The following is a 19,273-nucleotide window of genomic DNA, read 5'->3' on the forward strand; positions in this document are numbered from 1 at the left end:
GAATTGTGCCATGAATCAACCTTTAATCTAGATAAAAAAGGCAGACTCTAGTTTCATATTGTGGGAAGATAAGGACGTACGCGATGTTCCAGTTTATGACCTCGACTCGGATTGTTTTTGGAGATGGTGCGTTGAGCAATTCATTGTCTCTCATTAATAAATTTGGCTACAGTGCATTATTGATTTGTGGCAGTAATACAGAGCGAATAACGCCGATTTTGAAGTATCTGTCTTTGCAGAATATGAGATATCAGCAAGTGTCTATTCAGGGAGAGCCTTATATAGCCATGGTTGAAGAGCTTGCCGCGAGCGCGCGTCTGTTTCGTCCAGATATGGTGATAGCCATGGGCGGCGGAAGTGTTCTTGATGTTGGTAAAGCATTAGCCGCTTTGATTCCAAATCAAGGCAGTGTTTACGATTACGCGGAAGTGGTTGGAAGGAATGTGCCACTTCAAGTTAAGCCTTTACCATTTATTGCTATTCCCACAACGGCAGGAACAGGAGCTGAGGTAACGAGCAATGCGGTATTACGTTCAGCACAGGAAAGAGTAAAAATCAGCATGCGTAGCCCAGATATGTTACCTGACGTTGCGATTGTTGATCCTATGTTGACTTACGGGCTTGATAAGACGTTATCTGGCCAAGGTGCGATGGATGCATTCTGCCATTTGATGGAGGCGTATGTATGTGGTCAACCCAATCCAATCACTGACATGATTTGTGAAGAGGGGCTACGTAGGCTCGCTGGGGCTATTTTCCCTGCGTGTGAAAATGATGACCGAAGAGCAAGATCGGATCTATCGTTTGCCGCCATGCTTGGTGGGATGGCTGTGATGAATGCAAAATTGGGTGCAGCACATGGTTTAGCATCGGCATTAGGTGGCAAGTTAGATGTTCCGCACAGTGTGATTACCGCGGAACTCGCTCCTTATGTGATGCAAGAAAACATCGAAGCTGCAAAGGAGTCGGGGAGAAGCGATATATTGAATCGTTATCGTCACCTTGCTTCCATTATAACGGGGCGGCACAGTGCAACAGCCGAAGATGGTGTGTTATGGGTGCAGCGTACTTTACGGCGTTTAACGTTGCCACCACTCTCTCGTTATGGGTTGTGTGATTCACTTTTTGATGAAATCGCGGAAGATGCGCTGCGTTCGACGGCAATACAGGGAAATCCATTACCATTGAATCAGGTTCGGCTTATTCGAATTTTAAACCATGTGTATGCATGCGCGGAATGCTATTCCTGAGCTTAGCCATTGGTTCTCTCGTTTATCATTAATGATTTTGTATGGCTAACTATGGTGTGTTTTATAAAATCAAGGGCTGTGAAAATGTTGACAATTTTTTGACAGTGCCCCAGAATTACGTTTTGTTTACAAGGTGTAGAAATAGTTCAATTTATTCGTTAATTGAATGTTTGTTTATATAGAGAAGTGTCAGTAAAAATAAACCTGATTATCATCAAGGATCATATATGAAAAAAATAATAGCAGTGGTTGGTATTTCAGCGGTAACCGCACTACCAGTATTCGCAGAATCAGGTGCATACCTAGGTGGTAAATTTGGTAGTACTGCTGTGAATAACGCTTGTGATTCACAGACCACGTGTGATGACACAAATGGTGGTGTTGGTCTAATTGCAGGTTACGATTTTACCAATTGGTTAGCACTAGAAGCTGGTTATGATTACTTCGGTAACATGGACACGAATTTTGGTTCGCAAACATTTCAAGATACATTAACTTCACTGACCTTAGCGCCTAAGCTTTCATTTGCTTTAAATGAAGGTATGGACTTATACGGCAAGTTAGGTGCTGCTCAGTGGGATTATTCGTCATTCAGTGATGTAAGCATGCTGGCTGCTGTTGGTATGAGCATGGCGATTAGCCCATCTTTAGATTTACGAATGGAATACCAGCATATTGAAGATATGTCTGATTCTGTCTTTAATGGCGTAGATAGCTCATTCCTTGGTTTTGGTTTCAACTATAATTTTGGCCGTTCAAAGCCAGCTGTTGTGACTGAACCTGTGCCTGTTGTTATGCCTGAGCCTGTGGTTGAAGAGAAACCTGTTGAAACTGTCGTGGCAGCAAAAACATTCTCGTTCACTGAGAAAAACGGTGTAGGTCTCTTCCAAACAGGTAAAGCGACATTAGCTCAATCTAGTCTATCTCGCTTAGATGAACTAGTTACGTTACTAGTGACTTACCCTCAAGCGACAGTAAATATCTCTGGTCACACAGACAGTACTGGCTCTAGTAGTTTTAACCAAAAGCTATCTGAGCAGCGCGCAAATTCTGTTGCTAACTACTTAATTGAAAAAGGTGTGGAGCCAGCGCGTATTACTGCTGTTGGTGAAGGTGAGACTCGTCCTGTTGCTTCAAATGATACGTTAGAAGGTCGTCAATCTAACCGCCGTGTTGAAGTTAATGTTCCAACTTTCACGTACACAGAATAAGCGCCGAGCTTAAAATAAGTTGTTAAATGTAAAAAGGGAGTCAGATAATATTGACTCCCTTTTATATGGTATTTGTAAAACTTAGAGGGTGTCTGTTTTATCGTAACGAGAATCACGAAGAGCGTCTTTTACACGCTTTAAGTTATCTCTAAAACCAGCCCCTCTTCGTAATGTAAAGCCAGTTGCTAGTACATCAATAACGGTCATTTGAACGACGCGGCTCGCCATTGGCATGTACACATCTGTATCTTCAGGCACATCTAAAGAAATAGAAAGTGAACATGCTTTTTCCAGTGGCGATTCTTTTGCTGTGATACCAATAACTGTTGCACCATTTTCACGAGCCAATCGTGCAATATCCACTAAACTTTTTGTTCGGCCAGTATGTGAAATCACAACCACAACATCGTTATCTGTGCAATTCATGCAGCTCATGCGTTGCATCACAATGTCATCAAAACAAACAATGGGGATATTGAAGCGGAAGAATTTATTTTGAGCATCATGCGCAACAGATGCCGAAGCCCCCAAACCAAAGAAAGAAATTTTCTTTGCTTGTGTTAGCAGGTCAACCGCTCTGTTTACTTGCATTGGATCTAGGCTATTCTTAGCAACATCTAAGCAAGCCATTGTTGATTCGAATATTTTATGAGTATAGGCGTCTGGGCCATCATCTTCTTCTACGTTACGGTTAACGTAAGGAGTCCCATTAGCTAAGCTTTGAGCTAAATGTAATTTAAAATCAGGAAATCCTTTAGTGTCTAGGCGGCGGCAAAAGCGGTTAACGGTTGGTTCACTCACGTCAGCCATTTTTGCTAAGGTCGCAATGCTAGAATGGATGGCCGTTTGAGGGGAAGTCATTATGACTTCGGCAACCTTACGTTCAGACTTGCTGAAGTTTTCTAAGTTTTTCTGTATTTTTTCTAATGTATTCATGATATTGCAGGGCTTCGTTGCTGAATTTTGTATAACCAGCATTCGTATTAGCACGAAGACTAGCTTATTTAGAAAGTATACTACTTTTGTTTAAAACCTCTCTATTGAAATAGCTTATTCCTATGCCCTTTATAGTGAGAATTTGACAAAGATCTAATTATTACTTTCAGTTCTGGAAGTTTTTGAGCCTTAAATAGGGTGTTTATACGTGCTTCATGGAAATTAATGTTGTTTTTTTTCATAAGTTGGGAATTAATTTACACTGTGAAATAAAGGTATACGAATATATTGTCGTAATATTTTACGTAATATGAATATATTTAATGTAAATAGAGAGGTAGTTAAGTGGAAATTGCTGTTCTTGGTTTAGGTTGGTTAGGCTTACCTTTGGCGTGCGAGTTAAAAAAACAGGGGATAGCCGTTGCAGGAACAAAAACTGCGGTTAATGATTCGAAAATCAATGGTATACCTGTTCACCCTTTTAATCTTTATGATGAGCAAAAATATGGGCGACTGTGGCAACATTTAAATGTAGAAACAGTTGTGCTTAATATCCCTCCGTTGAAAAATGATTTATCTTTGTATGAAAAGTTGATGAAAAGCCTTATTGGCAGTGGTTTTAAAGCAGGGGTAAAGCACGTTTTATTTATTAGCACGACGTCTGTTTATGGTAGTCAAGGGCAGATTATTGAAAGTAATGACTCAACACCACTGACTAAATCTGGAAAAGTACACCGCCGTATCGAGCAATACCTATTAACTCAATACCCTGAGCAGGTGAGTATTCTAAGGTTAGCAGGATTAGTGGGGGATGACCGACACCCAATTTATAGTTTATCTGGCCGAACAGAAATAAAAGGGGGACTTAATCGGGTGAATTTAATTCATCAAACAGATGTTATTGCCGCGATAAGGCGCATTTTAACGTTATCAAAGTGGGGGAAAGTTTTTCACTTATGTGCAGACGAGCACCCAACTCGTGATGAGTATTATACGTGGGCAGCTAAGACGCTTTCGTTGCCTCAACCCCAGTTTAGTCTTGATAGTACTACTTCGAATAAATGGGTTGATGCAACCAAAACAAAGGAGGAATTAGGCCTGAAGCTTCAATACCCATCTCCTTTTGATATGTTATGTAATCTGAAGTCGATATAAGAGGTGGCGCAATGATCACTGAGATAATCGCGCCTGATTTGTTACTTTTTCGATAATATTGCTTCAGATAATTGCAACATCTTAGGTAGGCTAATAGTGCTTTGTTCTGCAATATCACGTTGTTCTTCAAGCACTGATTGTAAAATATCATAGCTAGTTAATGGGTTAGCTAGAACAACACGGAAAACCGTTGTCGCTCTGTTGTCCCATTTCTTTGGGGTTAGCCTTGTTCGAGAGACAAAGGATTTCCCTGATTCACGCTGACGCTTTTGAATGAACTTTGTGAGATCATTAAGCAGTTCATGAAGTGTTTCAGTTTCTTCTACCGTAGCGTATTGCAGTGCTCGTTGGACTATTTCAGGGGTAAAACGGTAAGTTAGAAGGCACAGCTCTGGCTCAGATATAAGCTCAAAGTCTGTTTGTGCATGGATCAGTTTGGCAAAGTATTTCGCTTTTTGGATGCTTTGATCAATCAGCAGTTCGTAGCCCGGTCGGCTGATAATATTAAAACTTGCATATAGCAGCATAGCCATACCACTACGGGAACCTTCTAGGGTATGACTACCCAGATCTTTAGAGCCTTTTCTTAAAATATATTCAGCATGATGCTCTATTGCAGACATTGAGGCTGGGTTTTTAAAGATAACCATGCCTGCACCCATTGGGACGTAGAGCTGCTTGTGGGCATCAATGGTGACTGAGTCGGCACGTTCAATACCTGCAAGTAATACGCGATAGGTATTTGACATTAATGTTGCACCACCCCAAGCGGCATCTACATGAAAGTGGCATTGTTCTGCTTCTGCAATATCAGCGAGCTCGTTGAGAGGGTCAATGCTGCCTGTTTCTGTGGTGCCAGCAACACCCACAATAGCTAGTGGTTTGATATTTTTCTCTTTTAATTCCACTAATTTTTGTTTTAAAGCGATAGGGCAGATGCGGTTATTGTCATCCGTTTTTATCGCAATTACATTATCACGGCCAATGCCTAACACATCAGCGGCTTTTTTGAGTGAATAATGACCACGTTCAGAGACTAAAATCGCGATGCCGTCGTAATTGTAGTGTTTCAGGGCTTGAAATAGGCCTTCTCGCGCAATGCCTTTAAATGTGCCATCTGCTTTTAGTAAGTTATTACGTGCAACCCACAGTGCCGTTATGTTGGCAATGGTTCCACCAGAACAAAAAGCACCAAGAGAATGATTAGCACTGTGCATCCATTTTTGATAAAAGCTATCTTCTTGCTTGTAAATGAGCCCATGAAGCATACCAAGCACTTGTCGCTCTAACGGTGTGAATGCTTTAGAGGTTTCAATTTTCACCAGATTTTGATTCAGTGCGATCATTATTTTGGAAAGCGGCATCAAAAAATAGGGCAGAGCAGAGGTCATGTGACCAATGAAGCTTGGAGCAGAGGTATGAACAGACTGAGCCACTAACGTATTAAGTAGATGCTGAGTGTGCTCTGAAACAAAAGTCGGAGTTTCAGGTATTAATGGATCAGAAAAGTCTTTTTCTATATCTGACAAAGGCTTTTCTTCAGCGACAATGTGTTCACGCAAGAATTGGTTTAGGTTTTGAGACAGTTCTTGCTCAATTTGACCTAAAGTAGAATCAGGCGCTTCTGGCACTGTGAAGATGCGAAGTAGGTTTTCTAAACTTGCATCAGGCGTTTTGTTATCCGATACCATGATAATTTCTTTATTTTTTTGTTCCATAAACGAATGCTTATGCGGCATTAAGTCGTAAAAGTGTGCTCAATTTAATTGAAACACATCGTAAAGTCTTGCTTTATTCTAAGCTATACAGAAAAGAGCACGAGAATGATACGTGCTCTTTTGTTTCATGCAACCCAATTTAATGGGGTAGATACCACGTACCACGTTAGTACTTCATGTGATACAGGATGAATATTACACTATTTAGTTGCATTTGATGGCTGAAATTTTTTCCATCGCGTTATTGTACGCTTGTAATGGAACATCAATAGCTTGTGGGTGACTTAATAGATCGGCAAAAGCAGAGCGAAGTTCATAGTTTTTCTCATGGGGTTTTGATTGACGATCAGAGAATGTTCTTTGTGCATACTCTCCAAGCTCATCACTACGAGTGGCTAGACGTTTGATGTCTTGCTGCTCTAAGTTCAACCAAGACTCAACTGCTTTGTCGGTAGAAACGAGTGATGGATCGTGTTCTAAGTAATAATCAACCGCTTTGCGGCTCAACTCGAAGTGGTGCTGGCGACCTTTTAAAAACCACTGGCTAACATCATCGAGTGATGGGTTCTTTTCAACCGTTAGTTCAATTAGAGATTCATACCAAGAAAGCGATGCATCAATATAGCCATGGTATTTATTGCTCAGGCATGTGTTATCTGCAGCGTTTGCTGTTCCAGTTAACAGCAGAAGAGGAAGAATAACAGCGGATAATTTCATTGCAGATCCTTTTATTTTGTTTATTGTAATTTTTAGGCTGAGTTGTCGCTATCTCATTATGTTTAATGATAAAAGCAACATTACTTGGGCGTACTGTATATTTATAACGATACAAAAAATAGCATTAAAAATGGAACAGCTAAACTAAGTATAAAGCCACTCACAATCGCAACGGGAACACAATGTATGCCACCTGTGCTTTGGATCACAGGTAATGTGAAGTCCATGGCCGTTGCACCAGCATAACCAATAGAAGTAGATGGAACGCGGTTGATGGCAACGGGAATCAACACAAGTGCAATGAGTTCTCGTAGTAGTTCATTTAAAAATGCGGCACCGCCATAAACCGGACCTAGAGCATCCCCCATTAGAATACCGGCAAGAGAATACCAACCAAATCCTGAGGCCATGGCCAGCCCGTGGTTAAAAGGGATATCTAGGATAAAAGCTGCAATAAGCCCCCCAGGCAGGGATGAGGCTAAAACTAAGGCAGCAATGGTCATACCGTGCTTATTCAAGAGAATTTGTTTGAGTGTCATACCGCTGTTTCTAAGTTGTATTCCAATCAGAAATAGCAGTAAAAGAAGAATAAGTTCACTGGCAGTATCAACCCACGACAGATCCATCGTAAAAGTTAAACCAATACCTAACCCTAAACCGACAACAACAATGAGTTTGACGGATTCAAGTGCCATGCTAGATAAGGGAAGCTTGTTTTTATTACCCTGGGATTTTAAAGGCATTAATCGATCAATGAGCGGTAAAACAGCAAGGTTACATGCACTAATAGATAGAAAAAAAGTGGCGGTATACACTAGGATTTGATTAAGGTTTTGACTTAGATTATCTAACCCTGCCAAGCTTAGCCCCATCAAGCCCAAAATGACGAGTACTAATCGACTGGTTTGAGCATTAACCTGATGGAGTATGGTTTCATTTTTAATTGGTATTAAATATCCGATAACTAAAGGAAGAAAAATATACAACATCCCTGAAAACATAACTTCCCCAGTATTAGTAATGTGCTGCCTGCACAATGGGTTAAAAATGATAACTTTCAAATGATTGGAAAGCTTTAGAGCCGCATCACAGGTTATCAATCGGATCGTGTGATGGTCAATGTAAAATTTTGAGAGTAATAATAAGCAAGCAGTATTCAGGGGACTTTACCTGCTTATTATTGTTGTTAGCGACAGTTATAAGCCACTAAAACTGATGATTTCTTTTATATTGTGGGTAAATTGTGTTTTGGTTAAATTGCTCAATTCGTATAAGGCTTCTGCGCCAACGGCAGTAACTTCAACCTCATGTTCTTCAATTGCTTCGTCTTGATTTCTAAACATTAATAGATGGCTTGCCATGCGTGCAATGTCTAAATAGCTAACCATATTATCAGGCTTCGATTGCAAAGAGCGATTGCTTGCGACCTCTAGGAAATCATTATCAAAATGCCAACGATGCAAGACTAAACGGCTGGTGGCAGAGCAGCGCTTTGAAAATATGTATTTTGCTATCTCAATATCAAGGTAGTTGCCTTTGTCTCCGTAGTTGTAATATTCATTAACTAAGCAAAATAATCCTATATCAGCAAGTAATCCTACCAATAGGGCTTTATCAAGTTCTAAGTGCTGATTCTCATTGGGGGCGCTGTGTTTTTGTATGGATTGACACACCATAACCATGACTGCCGCAAATTCACGTGAGGCTGCGGAGCTTTTTTTTAGTTGCTCATTACATTCTTTATTTAAATTCGCAGAATGCTTGAGCTGTTCAATGGCTTGAGCGGTCACAATATCTCTCACACGGCAAATGCCTAAGCGTGATACTGCAGTGATTAAATCTAGGCAGGTGATATTACGGCGATTGAAAACGGCGGAGTTGGCAACTCGTATTACAGAAGCGGCAAGACTTGGATCCTGAAGGAGGAGATCGGCAATATCTTTAATGGTTGTACTTTCATTACTACATAGTTGCTGTATTTCTAAGACGACATCCGGAATAGGTGGCAAAGCAATGTTGTTTGAGCGTATTGATTTCTCAACTAGCTTACAGAACTCACTTTCAAGTCCTTTCAGGATGTTTTCTTTATTATAGGGTAGCCAATAGAAAGATAGATGATTCATAGTGCTAAATACTTAAAAGCCATATATTCATTTTACCGTTAGTTAGACCGTGAGTGAATTAATAAATCTTATATTAGATCACCATTCTAGAACTTTACTGAATGTCATCTTATTTATTTGTGATAATTAACTTAATAAGCACAAATAAATAAGATTGTTATTTTGTGATCGGAGTCGGAATAAATGCCATTGAAATGCACTTTGATGTGCGCCAGTTAACTTACTTGCTTTGTTGCATAAAGTAACATTAGTTCCAGCACTAGAGTTATGACACATTAGAATTAGAATAAATCATCAACAAAAAACTAGATATATTGACGCTTTAAGGAAGAAGATTGGATTTTGGTCAAATATTTGACGTCTTTTATTCGGGGGAATAGGGATACTCATCTAGGAGGTTGATATGAATAATGTTGAAGAAAATTTTTACCTATACCTGCAAAAATTTGGAAAATACGAGAAGCGCTCCATGTTCGGTGGAGTTGGAATTTTTCATCAAGATGCGATGTATGCACTTATTACAAACAACATTTTGTTCCTTCGTGGCGGAAGCGAACTTGATTCGAAATTAATTGAGTTAAACTGTAAGCGTTTTAAACACGTAAAACGTAATACTACAGCAGTAGTTAATTATTTTGATATTACAGACTTATTTATCGAGTCTGCAAAGTGTTTGGATGAGTTGGTAAAAGAGTCAATTCAACATTCCTTAAAAGAACGCAGTTTTAAGAAGTCTGAAAATAGCCGTAGACTACGTGACTTACCAAATATGCAGTTAACGTTAGAAAGAATGGTGAAAAAATCGGGCATACCTGATGTAAACACATTCCTGAGTTTAGGGGCTGTGGATGTGTTTAAGAAAGTACAAGTAACCTATGGCGGCGAAGTTGATGTGAAGCTGCTGTGGAAATTTGCTGGTGCAGTGTCAGGATGTCATTGGACTTTATTGCAAGACCCTGCGAAAAAAGCGTTATTAGAAAGCGTCAAATCAGATTAAGTGAAATACATTCAATAAAAAACCTCGCAATTGCGAGGTTTTTTTATGCATCAATAGCTCAATTTTAGAACTTGAAGCGTGTTGAAAGCATGAAGTGATCATCATAGATGCCGTTGAATCGACCTTCTACACCAATAGAGAATAGCTCTGTTGAATGGAAGCGACCATAAACAGTACCTACAGTATCATCATTATCATCAATAGATACGTGGCCAATTTTGCCACCGACTTCTAGTTGTGGGCCTAACCATTGGCGAACACCAATGTTAATTTCCATACCTACTTCGCCATTTTTGTAGTGCTTGTCGTGCTTCACTGAGCGAATTAGCATTTCACCAGTAATGTCGGCCCAGTTATTTACTGGAGCGTGGAAGCCCACACCGCCTGCAAGATCGTAATCGCCTTCAAGTTCTGAATCCACGGTCACAATAGCGTGAGCATTTGGATGGATGGATTTACTGAAGCCTCCGCCGAAAGTGACAGGACTAGCTCCAATACGTGCTTCGTAGTAGTCGTAGCTAAAGTTGCTCATTACCGATGGGTCTTGAGCTGCTGTTTCAGCTACAGCAGAGCATGATGCCAGGATTAATCCTGTGGCTAAAAGTGTTTTGCGCATGATTTCCAGAAACCTGTAAATACGTGACGAAAGTGTCCTGTTTCGCCTTGTTAGTAACTATGGCACTAATAGTACCAATAAATCCCAAAATATCGATATGAAAATGGCGAAACCTCAATTGGTTATACGGCCACTTTACCTAAATTATCAAAATTATGCTGGGCGACAGCCGCATCATGTCAAAATTTTGTCAATCACGGTCGATATCATAATTTAAAGCAAGAATTACACCAGATTTATTCAGTGGACATTTGAATGCGGTTTGCACTGATATATTCAAAAATTTTTTCGGTGTCTAAGATCCTTGCCCAAGGCATTAATTCTTTTTCATGATCAATCACAAAGTCGGTTAATTGCGCCTTAATTACGGAAAGAAGCTGCTCCCCATTCCAAGGTTTTGCAATGTAATAGTCTAAGCTTGCGGTATTAACGGCTTGAATGGTGTCTTCTAACCCAGCTTGTCCGGTTAGTAGTAATTTTTTAGCATCGGTTGTGATTGAGTGCTGTTTTAAGGCGATAAGAAAATCAATACCTGTTTCCTCTGGCATAATATGATCGCATAGTACGAGAGCTAGAGGTAGGTGATCGGCCATGGCATCGGCAATTACATCTCTTGCTTCAGCGACCGATTCTGCGGCTTCAATGACAAAATACTCTTCTAAAGGGGCAAGATCATTGAGTACGCTGTCTAGAATATCCCGTTCGTCATCGACGCATAATATAAGGTACTTGTTCATGTTACCTCCTAGTCTATTGGCCATTTCCATTTATGAAATGATTACTTATCTTTTCGTTAAATCTGTTCGTATTTTGTATGTGTTGCTCGGTATTAATGGGTAGAACAACCAGCATTTTGCTGTACTTTCCAAGCTCTGATTTAACATGGATATCACCTCCGTGCTGCTTAATTATCTGTTGGCATACAGATAAACCTATTCCTAAGCCAAAGTTACCTTCACTCTTTGTGGTGTAGTTAAGCTCAAATATCTTGTTTTGGATTTCATCTGGAATTCCGTGCCCATTATCATGAAAAGTGACCACAATAGACGAAGGGAACTCTTTAGGTTTGAACTCTGTTGTAATGATGAGTTCACCACTGTTGTCATCCGGTAGGGCGTCTAAAGCATTGGAGACTAAATTTGTCCATACTTGCTGCAGAGCAATAGGTTGACAAGTAATGTTTGGAATCTTTGCGTATTGCTTGATAACAGAATGTCGTTTCAAACGGTTTTCAAATATAACCAAAGTGTCTTCTATGCCTTCATGTATATCGACAGAAAAAGTGGCTTCTTCGTCTTGCCGAGCATAGCTTTTTAAACTTTTTACCATATCAGCAATTCGAAGCGCGCAAACATTGATGGAACGGAGAATATTGCCTGTTTGGTAAAAATGCTCCCACTCTTGAACGGTCTTTTTTAAATCGCTGCCTAACGATGAAATATAACTGTCTAGTTCGTTGGGGTCATTTAGGCCTAATTGAACCAGTTTTTTCGCTAAATTACGGTCTGTTACTTTATATTCTATTTGTTTTGCGGCTTTACGAGCATTAGCTGTTGATATTGGTGTATTGAGCATCGCTTGATCCATTATCTTTATGCCTTGCTGGTATTGCTCTGGTCGCAAAGATGATCGTAGGACATGAGGTACTGATTTTTTTAATGTGTCGCTACCACGCAGTATGGCGGCCACTGGGTTGTTCAACTCATGTGCAACGCCAGCTACGAGCTGACCAAGAACTGCCATTTTTTCACGTTCGATGAGCTGCTGATGGGCGCTTTCCAGCGAAACTAATGTTTGTTGGAGTTGTAATTTTGTTTTTATACTGCCTTGTAATCGGCGGTTAAAGTGTCGTAAAAGAAGGTTAGTAAAAAGGGGCAATAAGTCGCTTTTGGTGTGCATCACTTTAGCAAACAGCGCTCGATCAAGCTTGATCACTTTAGTCTTTGATAACGTAATGGCGGTGGAGAAAGAGTTTTCACCCGTTACAAATGACATCCCTCCGACAATGTGTCCTGAGTGATATCGTATGACTTCATGTTGCTGGTTATCTTCAGATGTTTTGTATAAAGCAACTTCACCCTCTGCGATGAACCATAAAAAACGATTTGGTTGACCTTCTTTTGTTAATAAGTGGTTAGTACTGTAGGTTCGACACGCTCGGGTTTCATCATTATCAGAAAAGAATTCGTATAAAGCTTCAATGACTTGGTTGGCTAACGCCTTGTCATCGACATTGTGGTAATCATTAATAAAACCAGCACGGTAATGGCTCATTTTCCGATCAATATGCGCCTTTAAAATTCGGTTTTGATCCAAAATAGAGCTGTAAGAGAGCCAATCTGAATTTGGATCATTGAGTAGGTAAGTTGTTAACTCTTTAGTGGTTACCTTTAATAGCTCTTTAGTACGCCATGGTTTCGCCAAACAGTGATCCAATCGGCCTTCATTAACCGCAGACATGATGGTTTCAATGGCTAAGTTATCATTTAATAAGATTTTCCTAGCGTCACGAGTATGCTCTGATCTATCTAACTTTATTAAAAATTCAACGCCTTTAAATTGCATGTGGTTGTTGCCGCAAATGACTAAAGCCACTTGTTGTTGGGTTTGCTCTAAGTAGGCCACAGCCTCTTCAGCTTCATGCAAACTGTCGGTACAGAAAATATCGAATAAAGTGGCGTACTGACTTAAGTCATGCCGAAGTCGTTCAACAATGACGGAGTCATGATCTAGGCATAGAATTGCAAATTTATTCACATGAGCTCCAGATTCAATTGGGTGATTTTTAGTCTATCGAAAATTACCTTGTTTAGATGAGAAGTACGTTTGATTCTCTATCTAATCCTCAGATTTTGTGGATATTTTATGTAAGAACGCAGAAAGTTAGTTACACTGGCTCTATTCCATTACAGATGATGACGAAAAAATGAAAACGTTAAGAAAAATCGGTGCTGTTGGCGGTGCAATTGTAATTGCGGCATGTTGGCCGTTTGCGACAGGAAAAATTGGTGAAGCGATTTATACTGACGCCATATTGGCTTATGACAACCCGGTATTAGAGCTAGAGCTCATTGAATACGATCGTGGGTATTTATCATCGAATGCTAAATCAAGGTTATCGATTAAAGATCCGATGCTACAGGAGCAGTTGATTGCTGATGGTTTACCAACAGAGCTGATTTTTAAACATGATATTAGCCACGGCTTCATGAGTTTAAGTTCTGTGTCTGTGCCTGAAATAACAGAAGAAACACAACAAGCATTGGCTCAAATATGGGCGGATGGTGATATTCCAATGACACTAACAACGGAAAGTCGGTTGAGTGGTAAAACACATATTAACTTGACTCTTGCAGCGGTCAATGCCGAAGTCCCGGATGTTGATGAGGGGGGTGTTGGCCTCTTTTCAACGTCGCCTTTTACCCTAACGGGGGATATAGAGCCAACGGGTGAAAGCGACTTTGTTTATAGTATGCCTACGCTTTCATTTACCAGTGCTGCGGATGAGAAACTGACTGTTAATGGTTTATCTGGTCAAGGAAATGGCCAAATGAATGGGTTATTTTGGATCGGTCAGCATCAACTGACATTAGGTGAAATAAAAATTAGCAGTGCAGATCAGACTATGTTTGATATGAATGACTTTCGCTATAGCGTAACGAACTCATTGAATAAAATGACAGCAGAAACTGAAGGGGCGAGTACAGAGGAGTCGGCTACATTGACGACCAATAACGTCTTTAGTTTTGAAGAGCTGATTATTGAGGATGTTACGGTTGATAAAGGGAAGTTTGATGTTTCATTTAGCGGGCTAGATTATGAGTCGTTAAGCCAAATTTTTCAAATTATCGATACGCCTGATGAAATGGTCGATGAGGATGGAGTTAAGAAATTGCAGTTGGCGATAGACTTGCTTTTTGCTAAAGGGATGGCTTTATCTTTGAATGAGTTAAGCGCTTCTGTAATGAATGGATCGTTTACCAGTCAACTCGGGTTAGAAATTGAACCGGGTGTAGCAAGAGCCTCTCAGGATGCATCTCAATTACTTGAAAAACTGCGTGGTAAAGGGGATGTGCTACTGACTCCAGAGCTTGTTAATGGGAATCCATTATTAGAGCCTCAAATCGATGATTTAATCGCGATGGGAATGGCTGAAGAAACTGAAGAAGGTTATCGATTAATGGTCACGATTGATAAAGGTATTGCGACATTATCAAATGGACAAGAAGTCCCACTATTTATGCTAATTGCGCCTATCATGCAATAAGTTGTTTCTAACACACGCCACATTACATAAAAAGGGGGCCTTAATGGCTCCTTTTTTATATCGGTAAATATGTTGAAAGTGTGATGAGTGGCTTTTTTGTGATCTTTATACAAGGAGAGTTATTAACTCAATTGTTTTTATAATTTTGGTGCTAACCTAGCCCCACTCTTATTAAGAGCTTGCCTTGATATAAACAGAATGAATATCAACGGATGCTAATGTAGTGATTTTTTAAGTAACTGTTTGAGTAAGCGATGAAAAGTACAGAAATGACCCAAGAAGTAACCTCCACTATTGAAGATGGATTAAAAAAAGCATTTCGAGCTCAGATTTCTCTACAGAGATCTGAAAATAGCTCTTGTACCTTTTTAACAGCGGATGAAATTCTAGAACTAGAAAATGCGTGGGTTGATTTAAAGGTGTGGAAGGCAAACCGAGTAGGTTAAATCAAAGCGTAAGTTAATTGCATCCACTGTGTAACATATTCCATATATCTGAGAGCGAACTCTCTTTTTCTCTTTGATTGTTTTTCCTCGGCTAGGTATTCTATCTCTATTGTTCTAGAGCCATTAATTATCCATATAAAAGGTAAAGATTTTATCTCTGGAGATAATGTTCATTTTGAATGAATAAGTTGTAGTGAAAGTTTGTTCAGTTTTCACTTAAGGAATAGAGAAAGATGGTAAAAGTGAGAGCTCGAATTGAGCTTAATGTTGGCCCTAAAAGTAATATTCCCGCCGAAATGTTGTCTTTTGAAGGGCTATCGACAGACAAAGAGCATGTTGCAATTGTCTTTAATCAGGCTGATCAGCGAGACGCAACCCCATTAGTTCGTATGCATTCAGAATGTCTTACGGGAGATGTATTTCACTCTTCACGTTGTGATTGCGGAGAGCAGCTTGATGAAACGATCCAGAAGATGGCGAAAGAAGGTGGTATTTTATTGTATCTTCGCCAAGAAGGACGTGGAATCGGTCTTTATAATAAGTTAGATGCTTATAAACTCCAGAGTGAGGGCATGAATACTTATGAAGCAAATAATCATTTGGGTTTTGGTGACGACTTACGTGACTTTTCAGAAGCGGCGCAAATGCTAGAAGCATTAAATGTTGATACTATCCGTTTAGTGACAAATAACCCTAAGAAAATTAAAGATATCCAGAATCATGGTATTACTATTTCAGATGTCGTTAATACTCATGCTCATATAAAGCAGGGTAATGAAGGGTATTTGAAAACGAAAATGACTCACGGTAAACACAAGCTGGATCTTAAGTCTTGATCTTCAATACAGTGTAGGGGGGCAGTTGCCTCCCTTTTTTATTGCTCTTATTTCCATTTCTTCTCCTTTTCTCTTTGGCTTATTTTGTAAGTTTCTTGTATATAAATTATTTTTCTCTATTAATAACACTGATTTAAATAGGGTTAAATATCACTTTTTCCAATATCCTTTGTTGATTTTTACGATTATTCGTTTATATTGCGCGAATAAAAATAATTCTCACTAACATATTTATTATTAGTAGAGTTTAAACCGCTCAACAAGGAAGAAAAATGAAAACCACAAAGCTTGCACTTAATTTGATCACGGCTTCACTTTTGATGATCCCAACTCTGTCTCAGGCTGCGACCAAAGAACAAGTGGTAGAACATTATGCTGATTTAGCACATGCCGTTTATAGTGATGCGCTAACAACAGCGAAAGATCTAGATAAGGCCATTGATAAATTTTTATCAGCGCCGTCTGAATCTGGCCTAGAAGATGTTAAGGCTGCTTGGAAAGCATCTCGTGTACCATATCAGCAATCAGAAGTGTTCCGCTTTGGTAATGCGATTGTTGATGACTGGGAAGGTCAGCTAAACGCATGGCCACTTGATGAAGGCTTAATTGATTACGTTGCTTCAGATTATCAGTATGAGCTGGGTAACGAAGGCGCAAATGCGAATATTGTTGCTAATAGCAGCATTAAGTTTGGTAACGACGTTATCAAAGCAGATAAAATTACCCCTCAGTTACTGGCTGATCTAAACGAACTTGGTGGTTCAGAAGCAAACGTAGCAACTGGCTATCATGCGATTGAATTTTTACTATGGGGCCAAGACTTAAATGGTACTAACCTAGGTGCTGGTAATCGTGCATACACTGATTTCGTTATTGGTAGTGCGTGTACTAACGGCAACTGTGAGCGTCGTAGTGAGTACTTAAGAGCTGCATCTGAACTATTGATTCAAGATCTAAGCTGGATGGAAAAGCAATGGGCTGCGGGTAACAAATCAAATTACCGTGCGGAGTTATTATCTGAGCCAGCAGAAACAGGCCTTCGTAAGATGCTGTTTGGTATGGGTTCTCTTTCTCTGGGTGAGCTTGCTGGTGAACGTATGAAGGTTGCGCTAGAAGCAAACTCTACGGAAGATGAGCATGATTGTTTCTCTGATAACACTCACAACTCTCACTACTACAATGAGCAGGGCATTTACAATGTCTTTACTGGTTTGTACAAGCGTACAGACGGTACTTTAGTTTCAGGCCCAAGCATTCATGACCTAGTGCAAAAGAAAGATGCAAAAGCGGCAAAAGAAATTCAAAAGCAATTTGATCTAGCTCGTGCGCAAGTTTACACATTAGTGTCTGCTGCAGAAGAGCAAAATCAATACTTTGATCAGCTAATCGCGGCTGATAACAAAGTTGGTCATGAACTTGTTAACCAATCAATCACTGCGTTAGTGAAACAAACCGCTTCGATTGAGCGTGCCGCTAACATTATTGGTGTGACTAGCTTGAACCCAGACACAGCTGATCACGAATTCTAAAAATACTGAATAACCGTTTTAAGGGCTCGTTTTTGAGCCCTTTTTTAATTGAGCAATTCTATACCTAAGCATACATGTGAGCCTTATGAAGTATTTAGTTTTAGCTTCCTTATTAGCAATGAGTCCTAACGTTTTAGCCTACGATAATAAATCAGGTGGAGATACTACCGTCAAAAAAGAAGGGCAAAACGCATATTCTTTACCAGCCGCCAACTTACCAATGAGTCAACGCCTAGATTTCAGTGTAGGTAACAGCTTTTTTCGTAATCCTTGGGTCATGGCTCCAGCATCAACGGACGCCCGAGATGGTCTTGGTCCTCTTTTTAATACCAATGGTTGTCAAAACTGCCATATTAAAGACGGCCGTGGCCATCCACCAGAAGAGGGAGCCGATAACGCCGTTTCTATGTTGGTTCGGTTGAGTATTCCGGCATTAACCGCTGAGCAAAAGAAACAAATTATTACCAGTGGTGTTATTCCGGAGCCTATTTATGGTGGGCAGCTGCAAGATTTCTCACTGCCGGGCCACGATCCAGAAGGTAAAATCAATATTACCTATTCAGATGTGCCTGTGACTTTTGCTGATGGTGAGGTTGTAACGTTGCGTAAACCTCACTTAACGATAACTGAACTGAGCTATGGCGATATGCATCCACAGGTACAGATGTCAGCGCGTGTTGCCCCTATTATGATTGGCCTTGGCTTACTTGAGTCTATTTCCGATGAGACTTTACTTGCGTTTGCTGATGAACATGATGAAAACCAAGATGGTATTTCAGGCAAGGTAAACCGAGTCTGGGATGTACAAAAAGAAGACTTTGCTATTGGCCGTTTTGGTTGGAAAGCAGGGCAGCCTAACTTAATGCAACAAAATGCAGCGGCATTTAATGGTGACTTGGGGTTAACAACGTCTCTTTTCCAGCAAGAAAACTGTACCTCAGAACAGAGTATTTGTTCTGATCTTGAAAATGGTGGTAATCCAGAAGTTAGCGACAAAATTATGAATTTTGTTGAATTTTACACTCAACATTTAGCGGTACCATCAAGAAGAAATATGAATGATCCAGAAGTCAAATTAGGCCAACAATTGTTTGCTGAGGTTGGCTGTGAAAGTTGTCATAAAACATCGATAAAAACAGCAAAAGTAGAGGGATTACCTTCACTTTCTAATCAAGTGATTCACCCATATACAGATTTGTTGTTGCATGATATGGGAGAAGGTCTTGCCGATCACCGACCTGAGTTTTTAGCGAATGGTCGTGAATGGCGTACTCCTGCCCTATGGGGTATCGGCTATACCCAAGAAGTGAATAACCATACTTTCTTTTTACATGATGGCCGAGCTAGAAATTTAATGGAAGCGGTATTGTGGCATGGTGGAGAAGCTCAGGCTGCTCGTGATAAAGTCTTGTCTTTGAAGAAAAATGAGCGAGATGCTCTTATTGCATTCTTAAACTCATTATAAGGCGATA

General features: G+C 40.0%; 17 protein-coding genes. 9 read left to right on the forward strand and 8 right to left on the reverse strand.

Annotation, left to right across the window (positions count from 1 at the left end; all coding sequences use genetic code 11):
• The first annotated feature begins 83 nt into the window (after positions 1–83).
• A complete protein-coding gene (locus MHO82_RS09270) occupies positions 84–1,250 on the forward strand; it encodes an iron-containing alcohol dehydrogenase (RefSeq protein WP_239183626.1) in 1,167 nt (388 codons plus the stop codon).
• 227 nt (positions 1,251–1,477) lie between these two features.
• The gene (locus MHO82_RS09275) at positions 1,478–2,461 is read left to right on the forward strand and encodes an OmpA family protein (RefSeq protein WP_239183627.1); all 984 of its coding nucleotides are present in this window, start codon (positions 1,478–1,480) and stop codon (positions 2,459–2,461) included.
• An 81-nt stretch (positions 2,462–2,542) separates the two neighbouring features.
• On the opposite strand, the gene MHO82_RS09280 is transcribed toward MHO82_RS09275, so the two are convergent.
• A complete protein-coding gene (locus MHO82_RS09280; protein WP_239183628.1) occupies positions 2,543–3,397 on the reverse strand; it encodes a MurR/RpiR family transcriptional regulator in 855 nt (284 codons plus the stop codon).
• Positions 3,398–3,742: 345 nt separating this feature from the next.
• On the opposite strand from MHO82_RS09280, the gene MHO82_RS09285 reads away from it, so the two are divergent.
• A complete protein-coding gene (locus MHO82_RS09285; RefSeq protein WP_239183629.1) occupies positions 3,743–4,552 on the forward strand; it encodes an SDR family NAD(P)-dependent oxidoreductase in 810 nt (269 codons plus the stop codon).
• A 41-nt stretch (positions 4,553–4,593) separates the two neighbouring features.
• Here MHO82_RS09285 and panP read toward each other — a convergent pair whose 3' ends face one another.
• The 4 genes from panP to MHO82_RS09305 form a co-directional block, all read right to left on the reverse strand.
• On the reverse strand, positions 4,594–6,243 hold the full coding sequence (panP, locus tag MHO82_RS09290) for a pyridoxal-dependent aspartate 1-decarboxylase PanP (protein WP_239183752.1): 1,650 nt from the start codon (positions 6,241–6,243) through the stop codon (positions 4,594–4,596).
• 231 nt (positions 6,244–6,474) lie between these two features.
• A complete protein-coding gene (locus MHO82_RS09295) occupies positions 6,475–6,987 on the reverse strand; it encodes a hypothetical protein (RefSeq protein WP_239183630.1) in 513 nt (170 codons plus the stop codon).
• 101 nt (positions 6,988–7,088) lie between these two features.
• Positions 7,089–7,988 carry a lysine exporter LysO family protein gene (locus tag MHO82_RS09300; protein ID WP_239183631.1) on the reverse strand — a complete coding sequence of 300 codons (900 nt, stop codon included), beginning with the start codon at positions 7,986–7,988 and terminating at the stop codon, positions 7,089–7,091.
• A 195-nt stretch (positions 7,989–8,183) separates the two neighbouring features.
• Positions 8,184–9,110 carry an HDOD domain-containing protein gene (locus tag MHO82_RS09305; protein WP_239183632.1) on the reverse strand — a complete coding sequence of 309 codons (927 nt, stop codon included), beginning with the start codon at positions 9,108–9,110 and terminating at the stop codon, positions 8,184–8,186.
• Between the two features lie 403 nt (positions 9,111–9,513).
• Between MHO82_RS09305 and MHO82_RS09310 the strand changes: the two genes are divergently transcribed.
• Positions 9,514–10,107, forward strand: a complete 594-nt coding sequence (locus MHO82_RS09310) for a TfoX/Sxy family DNA transformation protein (protein ID WP_239183633.1) — start codon at positions 9,514–9,516, stop codon at positions 10,105–10,107.
• A 64-nt stretch (positions 10,108–10,171) separates the two neighbouring features.
• Here MHO82_RS09310 and MHO82_RS09315 read toward each other — a convergent pair whose 3' ends face one another.
• The 3 genes from MHO82_RS09315 to MHO82_RS09325 all read right to left on the reverse strand — a co-directional run bounded on the left by MHO82_RS09315 (position 10,172) and on the right by MHO82_RS09325 (position 13,480).
• Complete coding sequence (locus tag MHO82_RS09315; RefSeq protein ID WP_239183634.1) at positions 10,172–10,723, reverse strand: hypothetical protein; 552 nt, start codon at positions 10,721–10,723, stop codon at positions 10,172–10,174.
• A gap of 236 nt (positions 10,724–10,959) precedes the next feature.
• A complete protein-coding gene (locus MHO82_RS09320) occupies positions 10,960–11,460 on the reverse strand; it encodes a response regulator (protein ID WP_239183635.1) in 501 nt (166 codons plus the stop codon).
• 13 nt (positions 11,461–11,473) lie between these two features.
• Complete coding sequence (locus MHO82_RS09325) at positions 11,474–13,480, reverse strand: ATP-binding protein (RefSeq protein ID WP_239183636.1); 2,007 nt, start codon at positions 13,478–13,480, stop codon at positions 11,474–11,476.
• 169 nt (positions 13,481–13,649) lie between these two features.
• Here MHO82_RS09325 and MHO82_RS09330 point away from each other — a divergent pair, with 169 nt between their 5' ends.
• The 5 genes from MHO82_RS09330 (at position 13,650) to MHO82_RS09350 (ending at position 19,266) form a co-directional block, all read left to right on the forward strand.
• Positions 13,650–14,990, forward strand: a complete 1,341-nt coding sequence (locus tag MHO82_RS09330) for a DUF945 family protein (RefSeq protein WP_239183637.1) — start codon at positions 13,650–13,652, stop codon at positions 14,988–14,990.
• A 254-nt stretch (positions 14,991–15,244) separates the two neighbouring features.
• The gene (locus tag MHO82_RS09335; RefSeq protein WP_239183639.1) at positions 15,245–15,436 is read left to right on the forward strand and encodes a hypothetical protein; all 192 of its coding nucleotides are present in this window, start codon (positions 15,245–15,247) and stop codon (positions 15,434–15,436) included.
• Between the two features lie 233 nt (positions 15,437–15,669).
• Positions 15,670–16,272, forward strand: a complete 603-nt coding sequence (gene ribA / locus MHO82_RS09340; protein ID WP_239183641.1) for a GTP cyclohydrolase II — start codon at positions 15,670–15,672, stop codon at positions 16,270–16,272.
• Between the two features lie 272 nt (positions 16,273–16,544).
• Positions 16,545–17,801 (forward strand): imelysin family protein, encoded by a 1,257-nt coding sequence (locus tag MHO82_RS09345; protein ID WP_239183644.1) that lies wholly within the window; start codon positions 16,545–16,547, stop codon positions 17,799–17,801.
• 85 nt (positions 17,802–17,886) lie between these two features.
• A complete protein-coding gene (locus MHO82_RS09350) occupies positions 17,887–19,266 on the forward strand; it encodes a di-heme oxidoredictase family protein (RefSeq protein WP_239183646.1) in 1,380 nt (459 codons plus the stop codon).
• Positions 19,267–19,273: the final 7 nt, after the last annotated feature.

Origin of the sequence: Vibrio sp. Of7-15 (genome assembly GCF_022347565.1) — a bacterium.
In the GTDB taxonomy this organism is placed as follows: Bacteria; Pseudomonadota; Gammaproteobacteria; order Enterobacterales; family Vibrionaceae; genus NORP241.

Coding starts and splice junctions, on each gene's coding strand:
- MHO82_RS09270 (WP_239183626.1), top strand. CDS start 84: ATGTTCCAGTTTATGACCTCGACTCGGATTGTTTTTGGAGATGGTGCG.
- MHO82_RS09275 (WP_239183627.1), top strand. CDS start 1,478: ATGAAAAAAATAATAGCAGTGGTTGGTATTTCAGCGGTAACCGCACTA.
- MHO82_RS09345 (WP_239183644.1), top strand. CDS start 16,545: ATGAAAACCACAAAGCTTGCACTTAATTTGATCACGGCTTCACTTTTG.
- MHO82_RS09305 (WP_239183632.1), bottom strand. CDS start 9,110: ATGAATCATCTATCTTTCTATTGGCTACCCTATAATAAAGAAAACATC.
- MHO82_RS09335 (WP_239183639.1), top strand. CDS start 15,245: ATGAAAAGTACAGAAATGACCCAAGAAGTAACCTCCACTATTGAAGAT.
- MHO82_RS09330 (WP_239183637.1), top strand. CDS start 13,650: ATGAAAACGTTAAGAAAAATCGGTGCTGTTGGCGGTGCAATTGTAATT.
- panP (WP_239183752.1), bottom strand. CDS start 6,243: ATGGTATCGGATAACAAAACGCCTGATGCAAGTTTAGAAAACCTACTT.
- MHO82_RS09310 (WP_239183633.1), top strand. CDS start 9,514: ATGAATAATGTTGAAGAAAATTTTTACCTATACCTGCAAAAATTTGGA.
- MHO82_RS09320 (WP_239183635.1), bottom strand. CDS start 11,460: ATGAACAAGTACCTTATATTATGCGTCGATGACGAACGGGATATTCTA.
- MHO82_RS09300 (WP_239183631.1), bottom strand. CDS start 7,988: ATGTTTTCAGGGATGTTGTATATTTTTCTTCCTTTAGTTATCGGATAT.
- ribA (WP_239183641.1), top strand. CDS start 15,670: ATGGTAAAAGTGAGAGCTCGAATTGAGCTTAATGTTGGCCCTAAAAGT.
- MHO82_RS09295 (WP_239183630.1), bottom strand. CDS start 6,987: ATGAAATTATCCGCTGTTATTCTTCCTCTTCTGCTGTTAACTGGAACA.
- MHO82_RS09280 (WP_239183628.1), bottom strand. CDS start 3,397: ATGAATACATTAGAAAAAATACAGAAAAACTTAGAAAACTTCAGCAAG.
- MHO82_RS09350 (WP_239183646.1), top strand. CDS start 17,887: ATGAAGTATTTAGTTTTAGCTTCCTTATTAGCAATGAGTCCTAACGTT.
- MHO82_RS09315 (WP_239183634.1), bottom strand. CDS start 10,723: ATGCGCAAAACACTTTTAGCCACAGGATTAATCCTGGCATCATGCTCT.